This is a genomic window from Methylobacterium sp. NEAU K (genome assembly GCF_030700285.1).
Classification (GTDB): Bacteria; Pseudomonadota; Alphaproteobacteria; order Rhizobiales; family Beijerinckiaceae; genus Methylobacterium.
On sequence record NZ_JAUYZJ010000014.1, the window covers coordinates 37,744 to 59,019 of the forward strand.

Sequence of the window (21,276 nt, forward strand, 5' to 3'; positions counted from 1 at the left end):
GTTGCCTGCGTCGAGAGACATGAGGATATCGATGAACAAGACCCTTCTCGCGACCGCGATCGCCGCCCTGCTGGTCGCGCCCGCATCCGCCCAGGTGATCGAGTCGCCGACCAGCACCACCGTGGTGGTCCCGCCCGGCGCGCCCGGCGTGGTGACCGGGCAATCCGATGCGACCGGCAACGAGGGCGCCGTCACCTATTCCCCGACCGGGCGCGCGGCGGACACGATCTCGAACGACTCGGCGGCGGCCGGCAACGCCGACCAGCCGTCGCTCGTCGCGCCGCAGGGCGGTGGCGGTGGCGGCGGCCGGTAGTCCGCCGCACAGGACAGGAAATCGTAGAGGCCGCGCCCGTCAGGGCGCGGCCTTTCTCGTACGGGGCAGGGAAAACGCGTCGCGTCAGGCCGCTGCGGTGAGGGCCTGCTCGATGGCGTCGAGGGCCGCCTCCGCGCCCGCCCCGTTGGGGCCGCCCGCCTGCGCCATGTCGCGGCGTCCGCCGCCGCCCTTTCCGCCGAGCGCGCCCGCCCCGGCCCGCACCAGCCCAACCGCGTCGTAGCGGGCGGTCAGGTCGTCGGTGACGCCGACCACGAGGCCGGCCTTGCCGTCGGCAGCCACCCCGACGACGGCGACGATGCCGGAGCCGAGGCGCTTCTTCTCCTCGTCGACGATCGGCTTGAGATCGCGCATGTCGAGCCCTTCGACGACGGAGCGCCGGAACGCGACGCCGCCGATCTCGCTCTGGCGCGCATTGGCGCCCGATCCGGACTCGCCGCCCATCGCCAGCTTGCGGCGCGTCTCGGCGAGCTCCCGCTCCAGGCGGCGCCTGTCCTCCATCAGCGTCGCGAGGCGATCGGGCGCATCCGAGACCGGCGCCTTGAGGATCCCGGCGAGCGCCGCGAGGGTGCGGGCTTCCTCCGCCCGGTGACGGCGCGCCGCATCGGCCGTGAGTGCCTCGATCCGGCGCACGCCCGCGCCCACCGCGCTCTCCCCGATGATGCTGATCGCCCCGATATCGCCGGTGCGCGCGGCATGGGTGCCGCCGCAGAGTTCGATGGAGAAATTCTTCAGCCGTCCCCGTTCGGTCTCGGCGCCTTCCGCGTCCACCGGCAGGCCCATCGAGACGACCCGTACCTCGTCGCCGTACTTCTCGCCGAACAGCGCCCGCGCACCTGACGCGATGGCATCGTCCACCGCCATCAGCTTGGTCACCACAGGGGCGTTCTGGAGCAGCACCGCGTTGGCAATGTCCTCGACCCGGACGAGTTCGTCCGCCTCGATCGGCTTGGGGTGGCTGATGTCGAAGCGCAGGCGCTCGGGGCTCACCAGAGAGCCCTTCTGGGCGACGTGGTCGCCCAGGACCTGCCGCAGCGCTTCGTGCAGGAGGTGCGTGGCCGAGTGGTTGGCCCGGATCGCCCTGCGCCGGGCGTGGTCGACCGCCAGTTCCACCGGCTGGTCGAGGCCGAGACTCCCCTCCTCCACGCTCACATGGTGGACGAACAGGTCCCCGAGCTTCTTCTCGGTGTCGGTGACGCGCACCTTCAGGCCGGCGCCGCGGATCAGGCCGATATCGCCGACCTGGCCGCCGGATTCCGCGTAGAACGGCGTCTGGTTGACCAGCACGAGGCCGGTCTGCCCGGCGTCCAGGCGCGTCACCTCCGCGCCGTCGCGCAGCAGCGCGGTCACGATGCCCTGGGCGCTCTCGGTCTCGTAACCCAGGAACTCGGTGGCGCCGACGCGCTCGCGCAGCCCGAACCAGACCGTCTCGGTGGCGGCCTCGCCCGAGCCCTTCCAGGCCTCGCGCGCCGCCTGCTTCTGGCGCTGCATCGCCGCCGAGAAGGCGTCGGTGTCGACACCGATGCCCCGGACCTTGAGGGCGTCCTGAGTCAGATCCAGAGGAAAGCCGTAGGTGTCGTACAGGGTGAAGGCGGTGTCGCCCGAGAGCTTGTCACCCGCCTTGAGGTCGCGGCTCTCGGAATCGAGGATCGACAGGCCGCGCTCCAGAGTGCGGCGGAAGCGGGTCTCCTCCAGCTTCAGGGTCTCGCCGATCAGAGACTCCGCGCGCATCAGCTCGGGATAGGCTTGGCCCATCTCGCGCACGAGCGTCGGCACGAGGCGGTACATGGTGGGCTCGCGCGCGCCCAGGATCTCGGCATGCCGCATGGCCCGGCGCATGATCCGGCGCAGCACGTAGCCGCGGCCCTCGTTGCCGGGCAGGACGCCGTCGGCGACCAGGAAGGACGCCGCGCGCAGGTGGTCGGCGATCACCCGGTAGGAGGCCATGGTGGCGGCCTCGGGCGCCCGCGAGACGGCGTGCGCCACCGCGTCGATCAGCGCCTTGAACAGGTCGGTGTCGTAGTTCGAGTGCACGCCCTGGAGGATCGCCGCCATGCGCTCCAGGCCCATGCCGGTATCGATCGAGGGCCGCGGCAGCGGATTGCGCACCCCCGGCTCGAGCTGCTCGTATTGCATGAACACGAGGTTCCAGAACTCGAGGAAGCGGTCGCCGTCCTCGTCGGGCGAGCCGGGCGGCCCGCCCTGGAGGGCCGGGCCCTGGTCGATGAAGATCTCCGAGCACGGGCCGCAGGGGCCGGTATCGCCCATCTGCCAGAAATTGTCGGACGTCCCGATCCGGATGATCTTCTCGTCCGGGAAGCCGGCGATCTTTTTCCACAGGTTCGCGGCCTCGTCGTCGTCGGCGTAGACGGTGACCAGCAGCCGGTCGGGCTTGAGGCCGAATTCCTTTGTGATCAGCGTCCAGGCAAGCTCGATGGCGCGGTCCTTGAAGTAGTCGCCGAACGAGAAGTTGCCGAGCATCTCGAAGAACGTGTGGTGGCGCGCCGTATATCCGACATTGTCGAGGTCGTTGTGCTTGCCGCCGGCCCGCACGCATTTCTGCGCCGTGGTCGCCCGATCGTAGGCGCGCTTCTCGACACCCGTGAAGACGTTCTTGAACTGCACCATGCCGGCGTTCGTGAACATCAGCGTGGGATCGTTCTTCGGGACGAGGCTCGAAGAGGGCACGACCTCGTGTCCCGCACGCGCGAAGAAGTCGAGGAAGGTCGACCGGATCTCGTTGACGCCGCTCATCGGGGCAGAACTCTAGCAGGGCTCAAAGGACTGGGCCGCCACCTGTTTCAGGCGAGGCCCGCTTGGCGCCCTCTTAAGGAGGGAACCGGCGCGAGTCACGGGCGCCCCGCCGCGAAATCACCCCGCCCGCCCCACGGCCGCCACAAGCGCGGCCGTGTTGTCGCCACATCTGTCAAGCGATGGTGAGTCCGTGGCGCCGTCAAGGGCGCGTGAGGATTCGGATCAACGATGCAGGGCCGCGCGGTCGGATCGCTGAAGAACGCCACGGGCAAGCGGGGCCAGTTCGGGTCCGGCCGGACCGATGTCATCACGGCTCAGCCGGTGCTGGGCCGCGCCCACGGCAGCCGTTCGGCGCTGTTCCGCTCGGTCATGACCGTCTCCCTGATCGCCGGCGGGCTCAGCGCCGCGCTGATCGGGTCGGGGATCGACCTCGGCAAGGTCGGCCTGCCCCATGCGGTCTCCCCGGCGGAGGCCGCCACCGAGATCGCGATGCCGCGCCCGCGCATCCACACCGTGGCTCTCGGCGACGAGCTGGAGCGGACGCCGCTGCGCGCCTCGGCGAGCTTCGCCGCCGTGCACGACCTCGATACCGCCATCGGGTCGAACGGCGTCGACCGCGTATCCTACGACTTCCTGCTCTCGGAGAGTTCCGGCGGCGATCCGAACGACATCCTCGAGTTCGGCCCGATGAAGATCCGGCGCCACCTCGTGCAGACGATCGTGCGCGCGGCCCAGGCGGTCCAGACCGATCCGGTCCTGCTCATGGCGGTCGCCGACAAGGAATCGAGCTTCGTCACCGCGGTCCAGGCGAAGACCTCCTCGGCCACCGGCCTGTACCAGTTCATCGAGCGCACCTGGCTCGGCGTGGTGCGCGACTTCGGCGCCAAGTACGGGCTGGAGAAGGAGGCGGCGCTGATCACCGCGGATGCCAACGACCGGCCGGTGATCACCGACCCGGCCGAGCGCGTCCGCGTGCTGGAAATGCGCCGCGACCCCTACCTCTCGGCCCTGATGGCCGGCGAGATGCTGAAGCGCGACGCCGCCCGCATCGCCCAGCGAATCGGCCGCGAGCTTTCCCTCGGCGAGGTCTACCTCGCCCACTTCCTCGGCCCGGACGATGCCGGGGAGTTCCTGGCCAACGTCGTGAACAAGCCGGCCGCCGCCGCCGCCGCGCTGCTGCCCGGCCCCGCCCGGGCCAACCGCTCGATCTTCTTCGCCGCCGGCCGCTTCGTCGGGCGCGGCCGCCACCGCAAGCCCGCGAGCCTCTCGGTGGCGCAGGTCCACGAGAAGTTCGAGGCGATGATGAGCACGCGCGGAACGCGCTACCAGAACGTCCGGGCCGTGTCGGGGATCATGGCCTACGCGGACGCCGAGGCCGGGATCGCCACGCAATAACGCGTCGGTGCGGATCGCGATTCGCAGGCCGGCGCGCAACTCGCCGCGCGTTACCGACTTTCCTCCCCAAGCGCCGTGCTCTCGCGCGGCGTGACACGGAAACTTCGGGGGGAGTTCTTGAGAAAGCCTCAGACGAGCGCATCCATGCCGCTCACCGATACGCTCGCGCCGGGCATCCCGCTCGACCAGATCGGCCAGACCCTCGCGTCGATCTACGACGACCTCGTCTCGGAGGGCGTGCCCGAGCACCTCGCCGCCCTGGTGCGCCGTGTCCGGCAGACGGATGCCGAAACGACGATGCCGCACGCGGCGGATTTGCACGTGGCCCAGGCCCGGCAGCCGCGCCTCGCGCTCGTGGTCGAGGATGAACCGGAAGTCCGCGCGCTCGCCGAGACGCTGCTGGAAGAGACGGAACTGGATGTGGTCGGCTGCGACAGCGCCGAGGCGGCGCTGTCGGTCCTGCAGGCAAGGGGCGGCGACGTGGCCCTGGTCTTCGCCGACGTGCGGCTCGCGGGCCAGATGGACGGGCTGCAGCTCGCCCGGGCGGTCGCGACCCTCTGGCCGCGGGCGCGCCTGGTGATCACGTCGGGCCACGGCGTGCTCCGGCCGGAATTGCCGACCGAGGCCGTGTTCATCGCCAAGCCCTGGCGCGCCCTCGACGTGCTGCTCGAGGCCGAGCGGGCGACGGCGGATCCGGCGCCTCCCGTCTCGTGACGTCCCGATTTAAGCGCGGCATCCGGCAGAGCTGAGGCCGCACGGCCTCGGCGCCAGCGGCGACGGGCCCGGCCCTTGCATCGCGCCCGATGTGTCGGCGCGAGCCCGGAGCCCCTGAGTTTGCCGATCCTGTCCGTCCGTCACCGCACGGTCTACCGATACCGGCGTCCGGTCGCCTTCGGCGAGCACCGGATCATGTTCCGGCCCCGCGACAGCTACGACCAGCGCCTGATCGAGGCGACGCTCGAGATCAGCCCCGAGCCGGCCGCGCTGCGCTGGATGTTCGACGTCTTCGGCAACTGCGTGGCGGTGGCGACCTTCGACACCCGCGCGGAAACCCTGACCTTCGCGTGCGGCATCACCCTCGACCACACGCCCGAGCATGCCCCGGTCTTCCCCCTCGCCCCGCACGCGACCCATTACCCGTTCGGCTACGGCGCCGAGGACATGCCGGACCTCGCCCGCTCGATCGAGCGGCAATGGCCGGATCCGCGCCACGAGGTCGATGCCTGGGCGCGCAGCTTCATCCCGGCGGACGGCCGGATCCCCACCCAGGAATTGCTGGCCGACATGACCCGCAGCGTGCGGGCCCACTTCACCTATCTCGGCCGCCCCGAGAAGGGCGTGCAGGATCCGCTGACCACCCTGCGCGGCAAGCGCGGCTCGTGCCGCGACTTCGCGGTGCTGATGATGGAAGGGGTCCGGGCACTCGGCATGGCCGCCCGATTCGTGTCCGGATACCTCTACAACCCCCGCAACGACCGGGCGCGCCACGTCGGCGGCGGCTCCACCCATGCGTGGCTGCAGGTCTACCTGCCGGGAGCGGGCTGGATCGAGTTCGACCCGACCAACGGGATCGTCGGCAACCGCGACCTGATCCGCGTGGCGGTGACCCGCGATCCGGCCCAGGCCGTGCCGCTGCACGGCTCGTTCTTCGGGCTGGCCAGCGACGACCTCGGCATGCGCGTCGACGTCGATGTGGTCGAGCTGCCCGAGGACGAAGCGAAAACGCGCGGATTCCAGGGGCCCGCGCCGCCGATGGCGCGTTGAGCCTCGGCCCCGGAGCGAGCATGCGTGGCGGACCCGCGCGAATTGCGAGAGAACAGCAGGTAGCCGCGATGAAGATCAGGACGGGTTTCGATATCGCCTTCAGCGTGGCTCAGCCGACCCCGATGATCCTGATGTTGAGCGTCCACCCGTCCCGGATGCCCGACGTTCTGACGCCGCACGTGATCGGCTTCGACCCGCCGATCCCGGCGCACGAATACCGGGACGCCTTCGACAACATCTGCCACCGCATCCTCGCGCCGCCGGGCCTGCTGACGATCTCGGCCGACTTCACGGTCCAGGATTCCGGCCTGCCCGATCCGGTGGCGCCCGGCGCCCGCCAGATCCCGGTTCAGGACCTGCCGGACGAGGTCATGGTCTACCTGCTGGGCTCCCGCTACTGCGACACCGACAAGCTGTCGCAGACGGCCTGGTCGCTGTTCGGGGGCACGGCGGAGGGCTGGGCGCGGGTGCAGGCGATCGTCGAATACACCCATGACCGCATCCGCTTCGACTACCAGCGCGCCGACGCCACCCGCACCGCCCACGACGGTTTCATGCAGCGCGAGGGCGTGTGCCGGGACTTCGCGCATCTCGCCGTCACGTTCTGCCGGTGCATGAACATCCCGGCCCGCTACGCCACCGGCTATCTCGGCGACATCGGCGTACCCAAGGACCCGGCGCCGATGGACTTCTCGGCGTGGTTCGAAGTCTATCTCGAGGGTCCCCACGGCGCGCGCTGGTACACGTTCGATGCCCGGCACAACTGCCCGCGCATCGGCCGGATCGTCATGGCGCGCGGGCGCGACGCAACCGACTGCGCGATCTCGACGAATTTCGGCTACGCCCACCTGGCACGCTTCGACGTCCACACCGACGAGGTGGACTGACGCCTTCGGGTGAGGCCCGGCCGAGCCCGTCGCCCGAAACCCGGCACGGGCGAGGCCGCTTACGTATTCCCCCACCTTACAAAATCTTCATCGGGGCGTGGAACTGCCAGCCTATGCTCACGCTTGTAATGGCAAAGGTTACTGCACAGGTAGGCTCCCCATGAAGACCTCGGTCACCGCGCTCGCCGCACTCCTCGGCGCCGCTGTTCTTGCCGCTTCGCCGGCACTCGCGGCCTCATCCTACGATCCGTTCGGCACGAACGGCGCCGATGACTATTACTCGGACCAGGGCCAGTATGGCTACCAGGGCACCTACGCGCCGGGCTACGGCCAGGGCGTGCAGGCTGCGCCGCAGGCGCAGGTCCAGCCGATCCCCCGGGAGACCGTGGCGTTCAACGCGCCCTACGCACCGGGCACGATCGTGGTCTCCACGGCAGAGCGGCGCCTGTACTATGTGCTCGGCAACGGCGAGGCGATTCGCTACGGCGTCGGCGTCGGCCGGCCGGGCTTCAGCTGGAGCGGATCCAACACGATCACCGCCAAGCGCGAGTGGCCGTCCTGGACGCCTCCGAAGGCGATGATCGCCCGACGCCCGGACCTGCCGCGCTACATGGCTGGCGGCATCGAGAACCCCCTCGGCGCCCGCGCCATGTACATCGGCCACACCGAGTACCGGATCCACGGCTCCAACGAGCCGGACACGATCGGCCAAGCCGTGTCGTCGGGCTGCATCCGCATGACCAACGACGACGTCACCGACCTCTACGAGCGCGTCAAGGTCGGGGCCCGGGTCGTGGTCCTGAACTGACCCTTCCGCCGATCGACCTGCGCGGACGCCGCGCCGGCGTCGGCGACTCTCGGAAGCCTGCCTGAATCTGCCGAGCCGCGTCGCCCCACCGGGCGGCGCGGTCTCGCCGTGGCGTCACCTGTGCGGTTCAGGGCACCACGCGGCCGACGGCCGTCTGCGGCGGGCTGAAGGAAGCGATCGGAAGATCGCAGAAACAGCGCACACCGAGGGGACGGGGCCCCGGCAGCGGGCAGGAGAACGGCTTCGGCCCGGTGATGCCCTGCTGCACGGCATCGCAGTTGAAGCCTACGGGCTGGCGCTCGCGGCGGCGCGGCGCCGGGCGGTAGCCGCGCTCGTAACCCGGATCCTCGTAACCCGGCGGCGGGGCGCCATAGGCGGGCCCCTCGACATATTGGGCCAGCGCGGACGGCGCCGGAAGCGCGGCCGCGAGCGCCAGCGCGGCAACCGCGAGCCTGAACGGGGCCCGCAGCCCGGATCGGCCGTATGAGATGAGGCGCATCCCTGAACCTTTCGCTCGAAGCAGGCCCATCGCGCCCGCTCCGGCGGCTCTCGGCGGCAATACCGGCGAAAACGAGACGGCCCGCCCCGGATACCGGAAGCGGGCCGCCGAATCGATCGCTGACGCGTGGACGTCAGTGCGTCGAGCGGTCGGCGGCGTCCTGGGCGTTGTGCGCCGTCTGCTTGGCGGCGTCCTGACCCTGCTCCATGGCCTTGCGGGCCTCGTCGGCACCCTGCTGCATGGCCGACTTGGCACGCTCGGCGCCCTGCTGCATCGCGCTCTGGGCGAGGCCGCTGAACTCCTTCGCCTGCGCCTGGATGGCGGCGAACTGGCTGCGGACGAACTCGGCCTGGTGCTGCATCGCCTCCTGCATGTCCTTGGCGCGGACGAGCTTCTGCGCCAGATCGAACGCGGCGTTCACGTTCTGCTCAGCGTATTCGAAGCCCCGCGAGGACACGTCCTGCGCGTTGGTGCGCGCGACCTCGGCCGATCCCTGCACGGTATCGGCGGTGCGACGGGCGGCCCCGATGAAGCTGTCGAACGCCTTGCGGGCCTGCTCGACGCTCTTCTCGGCGAAGTCGCGCATCTCGGTCGGAACTTCGTAGTTCGGGGGGGTGTTCATGCGTCGTCTCCTCTCATATTCGGCTGTTGATGGCGCTTTGTGCAATGCACAATATCCGATTCTTCGCCATATGCCACCCGCGCCAACGGCATTAAGGTTGACATGAGGTAAACGTGTGACGGTTGGCGCAAGAGTCCAGCGTCGCGCCGGGCGCGCCTTTACAATAGGGCTACGGTTACGCGTGTTTCTCAGGCAAAGCGGGCCTGGGACGAGGGACAGCGTGTGGGTTCGAGGTCGCGGACGTTGCAGACGACACTGACATCGACCGCAGGGGCAGCCGGGGCGGAACTCGCCGCCGCCTTCGCGGCCTGGGCGAGCCTGCCGAGCCTGGCCACTGCGCTGGCCGACCCGGACGCCGTCTTCCTCGTGATCGACCCGCGGGACGGCCAGATCCTACACGCCTCCCCGGCGGGGCGCCCCCTTTCCGCGGCCCTCGCCGCCTCGAACAACACCTTCATGGCTCGGCAGGTCGCGAGCGCGGTTCCCCGCGACACCGCCCCCCGGCTCGCCCGCCTGCATCTCGATGGCCGCCGGATCGCGCCGCCGGTGCTCTGCCTCGTAGCCAGCGGGACCCGGGACGGCGGCCAGCCGGCGATTCTTGTGGTCCCGACAGCCCCGGTGAAGCTGCCGCGCCCGCGACCGGCCCGGCCTGAGACGCCCGAGGTTGGGCCCGCGCCCCAGCCGCAGCCCGCTCCGTCGGCCCCCGAAGCGGCAACGCTGAACCGGGGCGATCGATTCCTGTGGCGCAGCGATGCATCGGGCGCCCTGACCACGCTCACCGGCTCGGAGGGGCTTTCCGGCCTCGTCGGCCAACGATGGCAGGACCTCGCCGCGGCCGGCCGGATCACCGGGGTCGACGGGATGTTCGCGGCCTTGGGCGAGCGGCGTACGTTCCGCGCCGAGCCGGCCTGCCTGGATCTCGGCGACGGCCCCTTCCAGGTCGAGCTGTCCGGTGCCCCGCTGGGGCGGGGTGACGCTGCGTTCTCCGGCTTCGGCGGGTTCGGCCTCGTCCGGAGCGTTCCGAAGCCGGTCGCGCAGCCTCCTGCACCCGAGCAAGCCGCGCCGCCCGACCCGGTGCAGACACCGCTCGCACCCGCCGAGGCCGCTCCGGTGCCGATCGAATCGGACCTGTCTGGCGCCGCCGTCGACCTGCAACCGGCGGAGCCTTCGCTGTCGACCGACGAGCACGCCGCCTTCCGGGAGATCGCGCGGGCACTCGGCGCGCGCTACGCCGGCGATGAGGCGGGTGCCGAGGCACCGGCGCCGAGGTCGGAGGGCGGCGCGGTCATGCCGTTCCCCGGCACACAGCCCGGCAGCCCCGACGCATGCGAGCCCACAGGCGCCGTGGAAGGGTCGCGCGGTCCGGATATCCTTGCCGGATTGCCTCTGCCGGCGCTGGTGCACCGCGACGGGGCGATCCTCGCGGCGAATCCAAGGCTCCTCGACGTGGCGGGCTACGCCGATATCGCGGCGCTGACCCGGGCCGGCCTCGGCCGGCTGTTCCGCGGACTGCCCCAGCCGGACGATCCGGATCCGGCCTCGCGCCGGACGGCGATCGAGACCGCTGACGGAAGCGCCCTGCCCGTCGAAGTGCTCGGCGGCGCCTGCACCTGGGCGGGTGAGGCCGCGGCCTGCCTGATCGTCCGTCCCCTCGATGAGACGGATCCGGCGAGCGCGCTTACGGCCGAGCGCTTGGCGCGTGAGGCGCAAGTGGAGCGCGCGGCAGGTGCCGAGGCGGCCCTCGACGCGCTCGAGGCCGGGGTCCTGACCGTCGACGGCGCCGGGCGAGTCGTGGCGCTGAACCGTGCGGCGGCCGACCTGTTCGGGTGCGATCCCAGGGAGATCGTCGGCGGTAGCTTCGTCACCCTCTTCGACCGGCAGAGCGTGCTCGCCGTCGCCGACGTCCTGCGGGGCGCCGTCAAGGCACCGCGGGCGGTCTCAGTGGCCGGCAAGGCGCTGACGCTGGGCGTTTCGGCCGCCCGGGCGGACGGACGCCGGGTCGCCGTGCTGAACGCGCCGCCTCAGGATTTCGCGCCAGTCCGGCCCGAAGCCGCGCGGGACGCAGAAGGGCCTCACGCGCCCCTGTCGGACTCAGGCCTGGATGCCACGCTGGCCCGCCTGGACAGGGCCTTCCGCGGCCCGCTGACCGGGATCATCGAATTGGCCGAGGCGATGTTGAGAGAGCCCTTCGGCGCGTTGGGGGACGTGCGCTATCGCGGCTGTCTCTCCCAGATCAAGAGCTCGGGCGAGCTGATGCTGGAGCGCGTGAGCGAGCTCCTGGACCTCGCCGCCGTTGAGGCCGGCGCCCTGAGGCTCGACCCGCGCCCCATCGCGCTCAACGACGTCGTGGCGGGCTGCGTCGCGCGTCTCCAGGCCGAGGCGGCGCGGGGCCGGATCGTGGTGCGCACGAGCTTCTCCTCAGATCTCGACGATCTGGAGGCCGACGAGCGCTCCGTCAGCCGCGCCGCCAGCCTCGTCATCGAGCACGCGATCCGGCGCTCCGTGGCCGGCGGCCAAGTGATTGTCTCGACCGGCTCGACCGAGAGCGCGGCGGTTGCGCTGCGGGTACGGGACACGGGCGCCGGAGCGGTGCCGCAGGCGGCCGCACCGGCGGGAGATGTGGAGGACGGCCTCGCCCTGCCCCGCGCCCTTGTCGAGGCCAATGGCGGTCGGCTTCAGCTGTCGGCGCGCGCGGAAGACGGCACGCTGGTCGAGATCATCATGCCGACGCGGCGCGCGGCGCGCGGCTGAGGTCCAGCGACGACCCTGGATCGCGGCTCCGCAAAGCCGGGGCAATCCGACGGTTCTGACCGGAGCGGCGCACCGTCCTAGCAGCCGGGAATCTCCCTGACTTGCGACACATTCAAGTATTCGGAAACAGCGGCTCGCGAGTGACGTCCTTGACGGCGCGATCGGCTTGACAGGGCACGGCCAGCGCTTCAATCAAGCCTTACATTGCGCCCAATTTAGTTCCGGGTTCTGGGACTCGGCGGACGCGGATTGTCGATGATATCCTCATCGCGAGATACAGGCTACGTTACTTTGGAAGTCCTGGCTGCGCGGCCAATGCCGCGATACGATCGGGCACCAAACAGGGATGGGACGCCATGGAAGGCAAGGTCGTCGAAGTACAGGCTGCGTGGCGTGACGGTGCTCACGTCGACGACGCCAAGTATCGTGAGATGTACGAGGCGTCGGTCTCAGATCCCGACGCCTTCTGGCGCGAGCACGGCAAGCGCATCGATTGGATGACGCCGTACTCGAAGGTCAAGCATACGAGCTTCGAGCCCGGCAAGGTCTCGATCAAGTGGTTCGAAGACGGCAAGACCAACGTCGCCTACAATTGCATCGACCGCCACTTGGAGACCCGCGGCGACCGGACCGCGATCATCTGGGAGGGCGACAACCCGGACGAATCCAAGCACATCACCTACCGCGAGCTGCACGCGCAGGTCTGCCGGATGGCCAACGTCCTGCGCAACCGCGGCGTCGGCAAGGGCGATCGCGTGACGCTCTACATGCCGATGATCCCCGAGGCGGCCTACGCGATGCTCGCCTGCGCGCGGCTCGGCGCGATCCACGCCATCGTGTTCGGTGGGTTCTCGCCCGACTCCCTCGCGTCCCGCATCCAGGGCTGCGGATCGAGGCTGGTGATCACCGCCGACGAGGGCCTGCGCGGCGGCCGCAAGGTGCCGCTCAAGGCCAATGTCGACGAGGCGATCAAGCGCTTGGGCACGGACCTCGTCGATCACGTCGTCGTCGTGCGCCGCACGGGCGGCAGCGTCGATATGGAGCCCGGCCGCGACGTCTACTACGACGAGGCCGCCGAGCAGGTGACCGACGATTGCCCCGCCGAGGCCGTGGAGGCCGAGCACCCGCTGTTCATCCTCTACACCTCGGGCTCGACCGGCCAGCCGAAGGGCGTGGTGCACACCACCGGCGGCTACCTGGTCTACGCCTCGATGACCCACCAATACGTCTTCGATTACCGCGAGGGCGACGTGTACTGGTGCACGGCCGATGTCGGCTGGGTCACGGGCCACAGCTACATCGTCTACGGGCCCCTCGCCAACGGCGCGACGACCCTGATGTTCGAGGGCATCCCGACCTATCCGTCGACGTCCCGGTTCTGGGAGGTGATCGACAAGCACAAGGTCAACATCTTCTACACCGCGCCGACCGCGATCCGCTCGCTGATGGGCGGCGGCGAAGGCCCGGTGAAGAAGACCTCCCGCCGGTCCCTGCGCGTGCTCGGCTCGGTCGGCGAGCCGATCAACCCGGAAGCCTGGGAATGGTACTACAACGTGGTCGGCGACGCGCGCTGCTCCATCGTGGACACGTGGTGGCAGACCGAGACCGGGGGCATCCTGATCACGCCGCTCCCGGGCGCCACCGCGCTGAAGCCGGGCTCGGCCACCCGGCCCTTCTTCGGGATCAAGCCCGAGATGGTCGACACCGAGGGCAAGGTCCTGCAGGGGCCGTGCGAGGGCAACCTCTGCATCGCGGATTCCTGGCCGGGCCAGATGCGAACGGTCTACGGCGACCACGAGCGGTTCGAGCAGACCTACTTCTCGACCTACCCCGGCAAGTACTTCACCGGCGACGGCGCCCGCCGGGACGCGGACGGCTATTACTGGATCACCGGCCGGGTCGACGACGTGATCAACGTCTCGGGCCACCGGATGGGCACCGCGGAGGTCGAATCCTCCCTGGTGGCGCACCCGAAGGTCGCCGAGGCCGCGGTCGTCGGCTACCCGCACAACGTCAAGGGCCAGGGCATCTACGCCTACGTCACCCTCAACGACGGCGAGGAGGGCGACGATGCCCTGCGCAAGGAGCTGGTGACCTGGGTCCGCAAGGATATCGGGCCGATCGCCTCGCCGGACCTGATCCAGTTCGCCCCGGGCCTGCCCAAGACGCGCTCCGGCAAGATCATGCGCCGCATCCTGCGCAAGATCGCCGAGGACGATTTCGGCTCGCTCGGCGATACCTCGACGCTCGCCGAGCCGGCGGTCGTCGACGACCTGATCGAGAACCGGCAGAACCGGCCCTGATCCCGAAACCCCGCGGCGACGCGGGCACGCGATGAGGCGGATGCCGGTGCGGCGCCCGCCCCCAACAAGAACCACGAAACCCGGACACGACGACCGGAAGGCCGGAGCGCCTTCGCGGGAGGAACATGCCATGAGCGGCTCGACACTCGGCCTACGTGGGGGCGCGCCACCCCTGAAGCCACGCGCGGTCGGCGCGGATATCGATCCGCAGATCGAGCGGATCGTACGGACCCCGGAATTCCAGCAGCTCGTCGCCGAGCGCACCCGGTTCGGCTGGATCCTCACGATCCTGATGCTGGTGGTCTATTTCGGCTTCATCGGCCTGATCGCCTTCGACAAGTCGCTCTTGGCCGTGAAGGTCGGCGGCACCGCCTCCCTGGGCCTGTTCATGGGCGTGTTCGTGATCCTGTTCGCCTTCGCGCTCACCGGCATCTACGTGGCGCGGGCCAACACGCGCTTCGACGCGCTCAGCGCCGCCCTCAAGCGGAGCGTCGCTCGATGAACCGCTTCGTCCTCGGACTCGTGCTGGGCATGCTCACGGGCGGCGTCGCGCACGCCGCCGGTCCCGACCTCGGCGCCGTGCAGCAATCGGCCACGAACTGGCCGGCCATCGGCATGTTCCTGTTCTTCGTGCTGATGACGCTGGGCATCACCTACAAGGCCGCGAAGGGCACCAAGTCGGCCGCCGACTTCTACGCGGCAGGCGGCGGCATTTCGGCCGGGACGAACGCCCTGGCGATCGCCGGCGACTACATGTCGGCGGCCTCGTTCCTGGGTATCTCGGGCCTCGTCTACACCTCGGGCTTCGACGGGCTGATCTACTCCACGGGCTTCCTGGTCGGCTGGCCGATCGTGCTGTTCCTGATCGCCGAGCGCCTGCGCAACCTCGGCAAGTTCACCTTCGCGGACGTAGCGAGCTTCCGCCTCGACCAGACCGCGATCCGCATCATCTCGGCGGTTGGCACCCTCGTGGTGGTGGCCTTCTACCTGATCGCCCAGATGGTCGGCGCCGGTAAGCTGATCCAGCTCCTGTTCGGCCTGCCCTATCTCTATGCCGTGGTGATCGTCGGCGTACTGATGATCGTCTACGTCGCCTTCGGCGGCATGAAGGCCACGACCTGGGTGCAGGTGATCAAGGCCTGCCTGCTGCTCGGCGGCGCGACCTTCATGGCGGGCGCTGTTCTGCTGAAGTACGGGTTCAACCCGGAGACGCTGTTCGCGGCCTCGGTGCAGGTCCACCCGAAGGGCGACGCCATCATGGCGCCGGGCGGCCTGGTCTCGAACCCGATCGAGGCGATCTCGCTGGGCGTCGGGCTGATGTTCGGCACCGCCGGCCTGCCGCATATCCTGATGCGGTTCTTCACGGTCTCGGACGCGCAGGCCGCTCGCAAGTCGGTGTTCTACGCCACCGGGTTGATCGGCTACTTCTACATCCTGACGTTCATCATCGGCTTCGGCGGCATCGCCCTGCTGATGTCGGATCCGAGCTACTTCAAGCTCGGCGCCGCCGGCACCTTCGACAAGCTCAAGGACATGATCGGCGGCACCAACATGGTCGCCGTGAACCTCGCCAACGCCGTGGGCGGCCCATACTTCCTGGGCTTCATCTCGGCGGTGGCCTTCGCGACCATCCTGGCGGTGGTGGCGGGCCTGACGCTCGCGGGCGCCTCGGCGGTCAGCCACGACCTCTACGCCCAGGTAATCGCCCGCGGGCGCACCACCGAGAAGCACGAGGTCAACCTGTCGAAGATCTCGGCCGTGGTGATCGGGATCGTGGCGATCTATCTCGGCTACGTGTTCGAGAACCAGAACGTCGCCTTCATGGTCGGCCTCGCCTTCTCGGTGGCGGCGAGCTGCAACTTCCCGGTGCTAGCCATGTCGATCCTCTGGCGCGGAACAACCACCTGGGGCGCGCTCGCGGGCGGCCTCGTCGGGCTGATCTCCGCGGTGGTGATGGTGGTCCTGTCGAAGGCAGTCTGGGTCGCGACGTTCGGCAACGCCGCGCCGCTCTTCCCCTACGACAACCCGGCGCTGTTCTCGATGCCGCTCGCCTTCGCCACGATCTACATCGTGTCGAGCCTGGACAAGTCGCGGAAGGCGCAACGCGAGCGCGCCGCCTTCGAGGCGCAGTTCGTGCGGTCCGAGACCGGTATCGGAGCGGTGGGCGCTCACGCCCACTGATCCATCCCGGCGGAATGCGAAGCGAGGGCGCGGCGAAAGCCGCGCCCTTCGTCGTTTCGGAGACGGGAACGGGCGAAGGCGACAGGGCCGTGTTGATGGCGGTCTTCACGAACGCTTTACCGGTTGACCGACGACGAGCTTGCGATAACGCATACGTGATCTGCGCCCTATGCAGAGCAGGGCTCCGGAGGGGGCCGGTGCGTCGGCGGTCCACGCAATGGGCCGCGCGTGAGCGTCGTCTGGGAGGAACCGAGTTATGGCTGTGGCAACCGCGATCCCACGGGCCGGGAGCACCGTCAGGCCGATGAGTTCGGCCGAGAGGCGGGTGATCTTCGCGTCCTCACTCGGCACCGTCTTCGAATGGTACGATTTCTACCTCTACGGCTCGCTCGCGGCGATCATCGGCGCGCAGTTCTTCTCGGCCTACCCGCCGGCGACGCGGGACATCTTCGCGCTGCTCGCCTTCGCGGCCGGTTTCATCGTCCGGCCCTTCGGCGCCCTGGTGTTCGGACGGATCGGCGACCTCGTCGGACGTAAATACACCTTCCTGATCACGATCCTGATCATGGGCCTGTCGACCTTCATCGTCGGCGTCCTGCCCAATGCCGCCACCATCGGAATCGCGGCGCCGATCATCCTGATCGCCCTGCGGCTGGCCCAGGGCCTCGCGCTCGGCGGCGAATATGGCGGCGCGGCGACCTATGTGGCAGAGCACGCCCCCAACGGTCGGCGGGGCTTCTACACGAGCTGGATCCAGACGACCGCGACGCTCGGCCTGTTCCTGTCGCTGCTGGTGATCCTGGCGACCCGGACCTTCACGGGCGAGGCGGCCTTCGCCGAATGGGGTTGGCGGATCCCGTTCCTGGTCTCGGTGCTGCTGCTCGGCGTCTCCGTGTGGATCCGTCTCCAGCTCTCGGAATCGCCGGCCTTCCAGAAGATGAAGGAGGAGGGAAAGACCTCGAAGGCGCCGCTCACCGAGGCCTTCGGCCAATGGCGGAATGCCAAGTTCGCGGTGATCGCCCTGTTCGGTCTCGTCGCGGGCCAGGGCGTGGTCTGGTACACGGGCCAGTTCTACGCGCTGTTCTTCCTGCAAACGATCCTCAAGGTCGACGGCTACACGGCAAACCTGCTGATCGCATGGTCGCTGCTCCTCGGCACCGGCTTCTTCGTGGTGTTCGGCTGGCTCTCCGACAAGATCGGCCGCAAGGTCATCATCCTGGCAGGCTGCGCGATCGCGGCGGCGACCTTCTTCCCGATCTTCAAGAGCATCACCTCCGCGGCCAACCCGAAGCTCGAAGCTGCGATCGAGACCGTGAAGGTCACGGTCACGGCCGATCCGGCGGCTTGCGGGACTCTGTTCAATCCGGTCGGCACGCGGGTCTTCTCGGCGCCCTGCGACCTCGCCCGCGACTTCCTGTCGAAGTCCTCGGTGCGGTACACGACCGCGGGCGGCGCCCCCGGCCAGCCCACGACGATCCGGGTGAACGAGACCGAGATCCCGTATCCGCAGGGCGGCGCGGCCGACGCCAACAAGGCGACAACCGCCGCGCTCCAGGCGGCCGGCTACCCGAAGGCAGGCGACCCGGACATCGTGAAGATGTCGAACCCGTTCGACATCTTCCGGCCGCAGGTCGCCACGGTGATCGGCCTGCTGTTCATCCTCGTCCTGTTCGTCACGATGGTCTACGGCCCGATCGCCGCGATGCTGGTGGAGTTGTTCCCGACCCGGATCCGCTACACCTCGATGTCGCTGCCGTACCACATTGGCAACGGCTGGTTCGGTGGCCTGCTGCCGGCTACCGCCTTCGCCATGGTGGCGCAGACCGGGGACATCTACTACGGGCTCTGGTACCCGATCGTGATCGCGGTCGCGACGGTGATCATCGGCCTGATCTTCGTCCCCGAGACCAAGGATCGAGACATCTTCGCGGATACCTGAGACCGCGACCCGATCGGACCTTCGACTCGCTGCGCCCAGGCCGCCCCCGCGCGGTCTGGGCGTTCGCATGTATGGCGGGCGCCTCGTCCTTCGGACAGGGGTGCGATCCGGCACCCGTTTTTGAACTCATTTAGCTCAATCGAAAATCACGCCCGGCACGAAAATACCGACTGCAGATAGAAAGCCCGTCCTGGATCGCTCCTCTACGTGTGCTTTCTCACGTCCGTCCTCGCACCGGCGGGCTATCTGCTTGCCCAACTGAAGAGCAATGATCCGTGATTGGCGGCGCGTGACGACATCACTATCGGTCGTCTGTTCAACAAAATCCCATCGCAAGCGGGCTACCGTCATTGCGCACTCGATGCTATGGGCGAATTTGTGCCCGCCTGAGAAAGACGCAGAAGTTGCACGGTCACAACCGCGCATTGTTGAGAAAAAATAGTCCTCTGCGGAATCGAAGGCGGCGTCCGGTCTTATACTGGACGTCTTGCAATTGAGGTGGGATTTCAAAAGTGAATGACGCTCTAATTCAATGGCGCCGGAGATGCGGCTGGAAACCGCCGATCGCACTGGTTATTGGCGTCAATATTGCAACTGTGGCAATATGGGTATTGATCTACGAGATCGCCGGTCGTCCGATATGGTTTTGGTAGAGGCAGTCAGCCGGTTCAACTGCCTTCCTGGTAATTGCTGCAATAGGCCCCGAGCAGGTAGCCGGATTGATGGGCGGCGAGATAGCCCAGCACGAGCAGCACATGAAGCAGGTCAAGCCCGTGACTCAACGCGAAGATGGTCACCGTGCACACCATGATCGCAACCGACGATGTGACCAAGATCAGCATCGTGCAGCACCAGCCGATCAACCATCCCATCGCAAAGAGCATTGCAGCGAGCAGCATCGCGTCACCTGGCCAAAAGTTGTTCAGCTCGTAAAGTCGAACAACATCCCCGAAAAGGGGCTTTAAAGCCCTAAGTCACGGGCACTGCCCACTCGATTCACACACAGATCACGCGACCGCGCAGCAAATCTGCCCCGCGCTGCATGTTTTTCATGCCGCGCGGACGCGCAAATATCAACCCCCTCTGCACATCCCGAGCGTTCGACCGGCGTTGTGAACCGATTGATTGCCCATTATTTTGTTTTGCAAAATTGATACTTGAGATCTGCGATATTTACCAGAATCGGCCGGCGATAGATCTCCGGCAATCTGTCAAAGAAACAGGGCCGCGCACCTGCGGATCCGAACGGCACCGCGTTTTTTTCGGAAAGCGTTAACGCGCTGGTATCCCCGTCGCGCCCGCGCGGGACACGAGCCGCGCGCGGGTCAAGGACCGGGACCGCCCCTCCGGCGCCGACGTGACCTCGGCCGGCGCGCGCTGCCGGGAGCGCTCCGGCGGCCGCCGACGGAGTGGGCCGTGTCAGTGCCGGAAGTGGCGATGTCCGGTGAACACCATGGCGAGGCCCGCCGCGTCGGCGGCGGCGATCACGTCGGCATCGCGCATGGAGCCGCCGGGCTGGATCACCGCCGTGGCGCCCGCCTCGGCCGCGGCCAGCAAGCCGTCCGCGAAGGGGAAGAATGCATCCGAGGCGACCACGGAGCCGACCGCGAGGCTCTCGGCGAGGCCGAGCCGCTTGGCGCCCTCGGCGGCCTTCCAGGCTGCGATGCGCGAGGAATCGACCCGGGACATCTGCCCAGCCCCGATCCCCACCGTGGCGCCGGCCTTGGCGTACACGATGGCGTTCGACTTCACGTGCTTGGCGACCCGGTAGGCGAACCTGAGATCGGCCGATTCGGCCTCGCTCGGCGCGCGCCGGGTGACGACCTTCAGGGGCATGTCGTCGACCACCGCGGCGTCCCGGCCCTGGACCAGCAGGCCGCCGGACAGCGTGCGCACGGTCTCCCCGGGCGCCCGGGGATCGGGCAGGCCGCCGGCCAGCAGCAGGCGCAGGTTCTTCTTGGCAGCCACGATGGCGGCGGCCTCGGGCGTCGCGTCCGGGGCGATGATCACCTCGGTGAAGATCTCGACGATCCTGCGCGCGGCCTCGGCGTCGAGGGTCCGGTTCAGGGCGACGATGCCGCCGAACGCCGAGGTCGGGTCGCAGCTGAGCGCCCGCTCGTAGGCCGCGACGAGGCTCGCGCCCTCCGCCACGCCGCAGGGATTGGCGTGCTTGATGATCGCCACCGCGGCGGTGCGCGCGGGATCGAACTCGGCGACGCACTCGTAGGCGGCGTCGGTGTCGTTGAAGTTGTTGTAGGACAGCTCCTTGCCCTGGAGCTGGCGCGCGGTCGCCACACCGGCGCGCGCCCGGCCGGGAGCCCGGTAGAAGGCCGCCGACTGGTGCGGGTTCTCGCCATAGCGGAGCCCCTGCGCGAGGGTACCCCCGAAGGCGCGGAACAGGCCCGGCTCCTCCGTGCCGAAGCGGCCGGCCATCCAGTTGGCGATGGCCGCGTCGTAGGCGGCCGTGCGGGCGAACGCCTTCTGCGCCAAGTGCCGGCGCAGGTCGCCGCCGATCGCGCCGCCACCCTGCTCAAGCGCCGCGAGCACGGCCGGGTAATCCGACACGTCGATCACGACGGCGACGTCCGCGTGGTTCTTGGCCGCCGCGCGGATCATCGCCGGGCCGCCGACATCGATGTTCTCGATGCAGTCGGCGTCCGGCTTATCGGCCGCGATGGTCGCCTCGAACGGATAGAGGTTGACGACGAGCAGGTCGATCGCCTCGATCCCGTGGGCGGCCAGCGCGGCCTGATGCTCGGGATTGTCGCGCACGGCGAGCAAGCCGCCATGCACCGCCGGGTGAAGGGTCTTCACCCGGCCGTCCATCATCTCGGGGAAGCCCGTGAGATCGGCCACCTCGGTCACCGGGAGGCCAGCCTCCTGGAGCGCGCGGTGGGTGCCCCCCGTCGAGACCAGCGCGATGCCGCGCGCGTCGAGCGCACGGGCGAAGTCGACGAGGCCGGTCTTGTCCGAGACCGAGAGGAGCGCGCGGGAGACCCGCACTTGATCGTGGGCCATAGCTTCTTGCCGAACTTCAAGATT

At 68.9% G+C, this 21,276-nt stretch carries 17 protein-coding genes; 11 read left to right on the forward strand and 6 right to left on the reverse strand.

Annotated elements, in window-relative coordinates:
• The first annotated feature begins 31 nt into the window (after positions 1-31).
• Positions 32-313 carry a hypothetical protein gene (locus Q8W67_RS13325; RefSeq protein WP_305546165.1) on the forward strand — a complete coding sequence of 94 codons (282 nt, stop codon included), beginning with the start codon at positions 32-34 and terminating at the stop codon, positions 311-313.
• A gap of 84 nt (positions 314-397) precedes the next feature.
• Here the strand turns inward: Q8W67_RS13325 and alaS are convergent, their stop codons facing one another.
• The gene (gene alaS / locus Q8W67_RS13330) at positions 398-3,085 is read right to left on the reverse strand and encodes an alanine--tRNA ligase (RefSeq protein WP_305546167.1); all 2,688 of its coding nucleotides are present in this window, start codon (positions 3,083-3,085) and stop codon (positions 398-400) included.
• 228 nt (positions 3,086-3,313) lie between these two features.
• On the opposite strand from alaS, the gene Q8W67_RS13335 reads away from it, so the two are divergent.
• The 5 genes from Q8W67_RS13335 to Q8W67_RS13355 all read left to right on the forward strand — a co-directional run bounded on the left by Q8W67_RS13335 (position 3,314) and on the right by Q8W67_RS13355 (position 7,939).
• Positions 3,314-4,480: a transglycosylase SLT domain-containing protein gene (locus Q8W67_RS13335; protein ID WP_305546169.1), complete on the forward strand. Its 1,167-nt coding sequence runs from the start codon at positions 3,314-3,316 to the stop codon at positions 4,478-4,480.
• A 174-nt stretch (positions 4,481-4,654) separates the two neighbouring features.
• Positions 4,655-5,194 carry a response regulator gene (locus Q8W67_RS13340; protein WP_370693874.1) on the forward strand — a complete coding sequence of 180 codons (540 nt, stop codon included), beginning with the start codon at positions 4,655-4,657 and terminating at the stop codon, positions 5,192-5,194.
• Between the two features lie 120 nt (positions 5,195-5,314).
• Positions 5,315-6,244 carry a transglutaminase family protein gene (locus Q8W67_RS13345; RefSeq protein ID WP_305546173.1) on the forward strand — a complete coding sequence of 310 codons (930 nt, stop codon included), beginning with the start codon at positions 5,315-5,317 and terminating at the stop codon, positions 6,242-6,244.
• A 68-nt stretch (positions 6,245-6,312) separates the two neighbouring features.
• Positions 6,313-7,131, forward strand: a complete 819-nt coding sequence (locus Q8W67_RS13350; protein WP_305546175.1) for a transglutaminase family protein — start codon at positions 6,313-6,315, stop codon at positions 7,129-7,131.
• Positions 7,132-7,291: 160 nt separating this feature from the next.
• The gene (locus Q8W67_RS13355; protein WP_305546177.1) at positions 7,292-7,939 is read left to right on the forward strand and encodes a L,D-transpeptidase; all 648 of its coding nucleotides are present in this window, start codon (positions 7,292-7,294) and stop codon (positions 7,937-7,939) included.
• A gap of 127 nt (positions 7,940-8,066) precedes the next feature.
• Here the strand turns inward: Q8W67_RS13355 and Q8W67_RS13360 are convergent, their stop codons facing one another.
• Together Q8W67_RS13360 and Q8W67_RS13365 are read right to left on the reverse strand one after the other, a co-directional pair.
• Complete coding sequence (locus Q8W67_RS13360) at positions 8,067-8,438, reverse strand: hypothetical protein (RefSeq protein ID WP_305546179.1); 372 nt, start codon at positions 8,436-8,438, stop codon at positions 8,067-8,069.
• A gap of 133 nt (positions 8,439-8,571) precedes the next feature.
• Positions 8,572-9,060, reverse strand: a complete 489-nt coding sequence (locus tag Q8W67_RS13365; RefSeq protein ID WP_305546181.1) for a phasin — start codon at positions 9,058-9,060, stop codon at positions 8,572-8,574.
• A 243-nt stretch (positions 9,061-9,303) separates the two neighbouring features.
• On the opposite strand from Q8W67_RS13365, the gene Q8W67_RS13370 reads away from it, so the two are divergent.
• From Q8W67_RS13370 to Q8W67_RS13390, 5 genes are all read left to right on the forward strand, one after another.
• Positions 9,304-11,811 carry a PAS domain-containing protein gene (locus tag Q8W67_RS13370; RefSeq protein WP_305546183.1) on the forward strand — a complete coding sequence of 836 codons (2,508 nt, stop codon included), beginning with the start codon at positions 9,304-9,306 and terminating at the stop codon, positions 11,809-11,811.
• Between the two features lie 356 nt (positions 11,812-12,167).
• Complete coding sequence (gene acs / locus Q8W67_RS13375) at positions 12,168-14,114, forward strand: acetate--CoA ligase (RefSeq protein WP_305546185.1); 1,947 nt, start codon at positions 12,168-12,170, stop codon at positions 14,112-14,114.
• A gap of 130 nt (positions 14,115-14,244) precedes the next feature.
• The gene (locus Q8W67_RS13380; RefSeq protein WP_305546187.1) at positions 14,245-14,616 is read left to right on the forward strand and encodes a DUF485 domain-containing protein; all 372 of its coding nucleotides are present in this window, start codon (positions 14,245-14,247) and stop codon (positions 14,614-14,616) included.
• Positions 14,613-16,295, forward strand: a complete 1,683-nt coding sequence (locus tag Q8W67_RS13385; protein ID WP_305546189.1) for a cation acetate symporter — start codon at positions 14,613-14,615, stop codon at positions 16,293-16,295. Before Q8W67_RS13380 ends, Q8W67_RS13385 begins: the two co-directional genes overlap by 4 nt.
• 256 nt (positions 16,296-16,551) lie before the next feature.
• Positions 16,552-18,234, forward strand: coding sequence for an MFS transporter (locus Q8W67_RS13390; protein ID WP_305546191.1), 1,683 nt, complete (start codon positions 16,552-16,554; stop codon positions 18,232-18,234).
• Positions 18,235-18,369: 135 nt separating this feature from the next.
• Here Q8W67_RS13390 and Q8W67_RS13395 read toward each other — a convergent pair whose 3' ends face one another.
• The 3 genes from Q8W67_RS13395 to purH form a co-directional block, all read right to left on the reverse strand.
• Positions 18,370-18,585 (reverse strand): hypothetical protein, encoded by a 216-nt coding sequence (locus Q8W67_RS13395; protein ID WP_305546193.1) that lies wholly within the window; start codon positions 18,583-18,585, stop codon positions 18,370-18,372.
• Between the two features lie 317 nt (positions 18,586-18,902).
• Positions 18,903-19,133, reverse strand: coding sequence for a hypothetical protein (locus tag Q8W67_RS13400; RefSeq protein WP_305546195.1), 231 nt, complete (start codon positions 19,131-19,133; stop codon positions 18,903-18,905).
• Between the two features lie 520 nt (positions 19,134-19,653).
• The gene (purH, locus tag Q8W67_RS13405) at positions 19,654-21,252 is read right to left on the reverse strand and encodes a bifunctional phosphoribosylaminoimidazolecarboxamide formyltransferase/IMP cyclohydrolase (RefSeq protein ID WP_305546197.1); all 1,599 of its coding nucleotides are present in this window, start codon (positions 21,250-21,252) and stop codon (positions 19,654-19,656) included.
• Between the last annotated feature and the right edge of the window lie 24 nt (positions 21,253-21,276).

What these genes read in the sequence shown, in the direction of transcription:
- Q8W67_RS13325 (WP_305546165.1), top strand. Translation starts at nt 32, where the DNA reads ATGAACAAGACCCTTCTCGCGACCGCGATCGCCGCCCTGCTGGTCGCG.
- alaS (WP_305546167.1), bottom strand. Translation starts at nt 3,085, where the DNA reads ATGAGCGGCGTCAACGAGATCCGGTCGACCTTCCTCGACTTCTTCGCG.
- Q8W67_RS13335 (WP_305546169.1), top strand. Translation starts at nt 3,314, where the DNA reads ATGCAGGGCCGCGCGGTCGGATCGCTGAAGAACGCCACGGGCAAGCGG.
- Q8W67_RS13350 (WP_305546175.1), top strand. Translation starts at nt 6,313, where the DNA reads ATGAAGATCAGGACGGGTTTCGATATCGCCTTCAGCGTGGCTCAGCCG.
- Q8W67_RS13355 (WP_305546177.1), top strand. Translation starts at nt 7,292, where the DNA reads ATGAAGACCTCGGTCACCGCGCTCGCCGCACTCCTCGGCGCCGCTGTT.
- Q8W67_RS13360 (WP_305546179.1), bottom strand. Translation starts at nt 8,438, where the DNA reads ATGCGCCTCATCTCATACGGCCGATCCGGGCTGCGGGCCCCGTTCAGG.
- Q8W67_RS13365 (WP_305546181.1), bottom strand. Translation starts at nt 9,060, where the DNA reads ATGAACACCCCCCCGAACTACGAAGTTCCGACCGAGATGCGCGACTTC.
- acs (WP_305546185.1), top strand. Translation starts at nt 12,168, where the DNA reads ATGGAAGGCAAGGTCGTCGAAGTACAGGCTGCGTGGCGTGACGGTGCT.
- Q8W67_RS13380 (WP_305546187.1), top strand. Translation starts at nt 14,245, where the DNA reads ATGAGCGGCTCGACACTCGGCCTACGTGGGGGCGCGCCACCCCTGAAG.
- Q8W67_RS13385 (WP_305546189.1), top strand. Translation starts at nt 14,613, where the DNA reads ATGAACCGCTTCGTCCTCGGACTCGTGCTGGGCATGCTCACGGGCGGC.
- Q8W67_RS13390 (WP_305546191.1), top strand. Translation starts at nt 16,552, where the DNA reads ATGGCTGTGGCAACCGCGATCCCACGGGCCGGGAGCACCGTCAGGCCG.
- Q8W67_RS13395 (WP_305546193.1), bottom strand. Translation starts at nt 18,585, where the DNA reads ATGACGGTAGCCCGCTTGCGATGGGATTTTGTTGAACAGACGACCGAT.
- Q8W67_RS13400 (WP_305546195.1), bottom strand. Translation starts at nt 19,133, where the DNA reads ATGCTGCTCGCTGCAATGCTCTTTGCGATGGGATGGTTGATCGGCTGG.
- purH (WP_305546197.1), bottom strand. Translation starts at nt 21,252, where the DNA reads ATGGCCCACGATCAAGTGCGGGTCTCCCGCGCGCTCCTCTCGGTCTCG.